Annotated in this window: 5 protein-coding genes; 1 reads left to right on the plus strand and 4 read right to left on the minus strand. The window is 71.9% G+C overall.

All coding sequences use genetic code 11. The annotated features are described in order from the left end of the window. The 3 genes from SSOG_RS41610 to SSOG_RS41620 all read right to left on the minus strand — a co-directional run. A partial coding sequence (locus SSOG_RS41610) for an AMP-binding protein (protein WP_039940004.1) occupies positions 1–295 on the minus strand: 295 nt, incomplete at its 3' end. Continuing rightward, positions 295–1,038 (minus strand): glycosyltransferase, encoded by a 744-nt coding sequence (locus SSOG_RS41615; RefSeq protein ID WP_245606497.1) that lies wholly within the window; start codon positions 1,036–1,038, stop codon positions 295–297. The genes SSOG_RS41610 and SSOG_RS41615, both read right to left, overlap by 1 nt. Next, positions 1,035–2,063, minus strand: a complete 1,029-nt coding sequence (locus SSOG_RS41620; protein WP_009720337.1) for a 3-oxoacyl-ACP synthase III family protein — start codon at positions 2,061–2,063, stop codon at positions 1,035–1,037. The genes SSOG_RS41615 and SSOG_RS41620 overlap by 4 nt, the downstream gene beginning before the upstream one ends. 197 nt (positions 2,064–2,260) lie before the next feature. On the opposite strand from SSOG_RS41620, the gene SSOG_RS41625 reads away from it, so the two are divergent. Then, positions 2,261–2,707, plus strand: a complete 447-nt coding sequence (locus SSOG_RS41625) for a hypothetical protein (protein ID WP_009720338.1) — start codon at positions 2,261–2,263, stop codon at positions 2,705–2,707. Between the two features lie 78 nt (positions 2,708–2,785). On the opposite strand, the gene SSOG_RS41630 is transcribed toward SSOG_RS41625, so the two are convergent. After that, positions 2,786–3,445, minus strand: a 660-nt coding sequence (locus tag SSOG_RS41630) for a lytic polysaccharide monooxygenase (protein WP_009720339.1), incomplete at its 5' end; no start/stop codon positions are given.

Consider the following 3,445-nt stretch of genomic DNA (forward strand, 5'->3'; position numbering starts at 1 on the left):
CCAGCCGGGCGCTGAGCACATCGGGGCCCACGGACGGGTCCAGCACGGCGGCCCGCAGCCCCAGCCGGTGTGCGGCGAGCATCACGGCGAGCGCGCGCGGCCCGGGCCGTATCGCGACGCCGACGGTGTCCCCGGCGGTCAGGCCACGGGCCCGCAGCCCGGCCGCGTACGCCTCGGCGAGGTCGGCCACGTCCCCGCGGGTGGCGTGCACCCGGGGCGCGCCCGCGCGGGTGCAGCCCAGGACGGCCGGGCGGTGCGGATGGGCCCGCAGCGTGTGCGCGAGACGGTCCAGCATCAGCGCGGATCCTCCCCGTGGCGCCCGCTGCCCTGGTCGAGGTACCAGCGGGCGGTTCCGACGACGCCGTAGGCGCGCAGCCGTCGTGTGGAGTTCTCCACGATCATCCCTTCGCAGCGGGCGATGGCGGTGGTGTGGCGGCGCACCCGGTTGAGGAACGCCCGGTCGGTGGGGGAGGGGCGCCGTGGCATACCACCGGCGGCGAGGTACAGGGCGGCGGTGATGGCCATGTTGTTGCCCGCGTGCATCCGGTACGGCGCGAGATACCCGTGCCCCCTGCGGTGCGCGGGCCGCAGCCGCCCGAAGAGGGCCGCGAGGAACACCAGGACGCGGAAGGCGGCCCGGCCGAGCGGCCCGTGCTCATCGCGGCGCGCGGTGATCCGTCCGCAGGCCATGCCCCGTTCGGTGGCGCCCAGCGCGGCCCGCGCGGCGGCCGTCCAGCCGGGCCGGGGCAGACAGTCGGCGTCGGTACGGGCGACGATCTCGGCGCCGTGCTCGATCGCGTACCGGAACCCGGTGTCCACGGCGCAGCCAACGCCCTTCTCCGGCTCGGTCAGCAGCAGGACGGGGAAGGCGGCGCGCCGGGCGAAGCGGCGGACGATGTCCGGGGTGGCGTCGGTGGAGGCGTTGTCGACGACCAGCAGGGTGAAGTCGCGGTCGCGCTGTGCGGCGAGCGCGTCGAGCGTGGCGCCGATCCGGGTGGCCTCCTGATGGGCCGGAACCACGACCCACATCCGGCTCATGACGCCTCCCATACGAGGGTCATGATGCTGACGCCGCCCCCGAGGCCGACGAACAGCACCCGGTCGCCCGGCGCCAGCCGCCCGTGCACCCGGTCCAGCTGCACCCCGAGCGAAGCGCTGGCCACATTGCCCAACTCGCCCACCGTGACGACGAGTTTGTCCCGTGGCACACCGGTCGTCTCGATGAACCGCTCCAGATACGGCACCGTCACCTGGTGGACGAGCACCCGCGCGAAGTCCCGCCACTCCAGACCGGTCCGGTGCCGCATGCCGTCCAGCACCGACACCCCCACCTTCTCGAAGACGGTGCGCAGATGTGTGCCGTCACCGCGGAAGTACGTCTGCTCCTCGTCGCGCGGATGCCGGGAGCCACCGCCGAAGATGCCACCGGCGGCCCAGTGTTCGGAGTGGGTCCGGGTGTCGACGTCGAGGATGCCGCCGCGGTCCACCGGCTCGACCACCACCGCGGCACCCGCGTCGCCGAAGGTGTAGCCCGCGAAGGCGTCGTGGAACGCCGCGCGGCTCCCGGGGGCGCGGCGCATGGCGCGGCTCGGGGTCTCGCCGGTGACCACCAGCGCCCGGCCGGCGCGCCCGGCGAGGATCATCGCCCGTGCCAGGTCGATGCCGTTGACGAAGCTGTTGCAGGCGTTGGTGACGTCCAGCGCGTGGGCCCGGGAGCCGAGTTCGGCCTGCACCACGTGCGCGGTGGCGGGTTCGGCCATGTCACGGGTGGCGGAGGCGAAGAGCAACAGGTCGATGTCGAGCGGGTCGAGCCCGGCGGCGTCCAGGGCCCGCCGGGCGGCGCCGGTCGCGAGCGTCGAGGCGTACTCCCCGTCCGCCGCGATCCGCCGCGAGCCGATCCCCGTCGCCCGTTCGAACACCCCGTGCGGGAGCGGGAGTCCGCAGCCGCGTGCCACCTCGCCGCGCAGCTCCTCGGAGGAGAGCCGCCGCCGTGGCAGCCAGGAGCCGACGGAGGTGATCCCCACCCGAGGGGGACGCGCGGACAGGGCCGGTGAACTGGGCATGGGGTCAGCATCATCGGGGTGATCGGCCGCGACATGAGTACGCGTACTCAAAAGCCACCGGGACCAGGGCGTTCGCCGAGCGACGGAAGATCCCTGTTGATCCGTGTTGATCCCCGCAGATTCCCGTACAACCATCCTGGGCCTCCACATGTCACCTAGACGACGCAAAAAGCGTCCTAGGGTTACAAGGGGGAAATATGAAGATTTCGCGCTATGTTGCCGCGACCGCGGTACTGGCGTCCGCCGTCGCGGGCTCCGTGGTCCTCGCGCCGTCCGCCTCGGCGGCGGCCAAGGCCGCGTACAACGGGGCCTGCGGCAGCGGGTACAAGGTGGTGAACTCGGCGCCGATCGGCACCCAGGGCACCGTCTTCCTGACGTACAACTCCGCCAAGGGCAAGAACTGTGTCGTCACCGTCCGCAACTCGACCGGGGCGGCGAAGAACATGTTCGCCTACCTCTACGTGAACGGCTCGGAAGACTCGCAACTGGACGAAGGCCTGTACACGTCCTACGCGGGCCCGATCTACGACTACGGGCGCGGGAAGTGCGTCGACTGGGCCGGGGGCATCGACAACCAGTCGACCTTCACCTACGGGTCGAACTGCGCGTCCCTCAAGGAGCACCGGGTGACCAAGGGCTGGTAATCCGCACGGCCCTGCTCGGCGCATCACCTGACGCCCCACCTGACGCACCACCACCCCACGGGTCGCCGCCGCTGTCGCTCAGCGGCGGCGACGCCGCGTCACGAACACCCCGGCGGCCGTCAGCACCGCGGCGGCCGAACCGCCCGCGACCAGCGGCATCGCGGTGCCGCCGCCGTCGGTCTCATCGGAGGCGCGGTCGGCCGTGTTGCCGGTGGTTTCACTGTTCTCGGCGGGTGCCCGTGCGTCGCTGTTCTTCGCCCCGGCGGAGAGCACCACATCCGAGCAGGAGTAATAGGTGTCCGCCGTACTGGAGTTGCGCCAGATCGTGTACAGCAGCTGACGGCCGGTGCGGTCCGACGGCAGCTTCGCCTTGAGGTGGTACGCACCGTCGGTCAGCTCCGGGTCCTTGACCTTCGCGAACGGCTTCGCGTCGAGATCGGACCACTTCAGCGGCCGCTTCGGATCGTAGCCCGGCTTGGTGAGATACAGCTCGAAGGTCCCGGTGTGGGGAATCGTCGAGCTGTAGTCGAGCGTGAGATCGGCCCCGGGGGCGAGACGCGTCGAGGGCCAGTCCGCACGCGGCAGATCCAGCCCTCGATAACCGTCGAGGCCCGCGCTGCACAGCTTTCCGTCCGGGATCCGCTGCCGGTCCTTGCCGTTCACATCGGCGATGCGCAGGTTGTCCCACTCCTCGAACGCCGCGCCCCCGGCCGCCTTCGCCGCCTCGCAGGCCGCCGA

This window comes from Streptomyces himastatinicus ATCC 53653 (assembly GCF_000158915.1).
GTDB lineage: Bacteria > Actinomycetota > Actinomycetes > Streptomycetales > Streptomycetaceae > Streptomyces > Streptomyces himastatinicus.

Bases quoted from the DNA above. Each gene is read 5' to 3' on its own strand.
- SSOG_RS41615 (WP_245606497.1), bottom strand. From the start codon at position 1,038: ATGAGCCGGATGTGGGTCGTGGTTCCGGCCCATCAGGAGGCCACCCGG.
- SSOG_RS41620 (WP_009720337.1), bottom strand. From the start codon at position 2,063: ATGCCCAGTTCACCGGCCCTGTCCGCGCGTCCCCCTCGGGTGGGGATC.
- SSOG_RS41625 (WP_009720338.1), top strand. From the start codon at position 2,261: ATGAAGATTTCGCGCTATGTTGCCGCGACCGCGGTACTGGCGTCCGCC.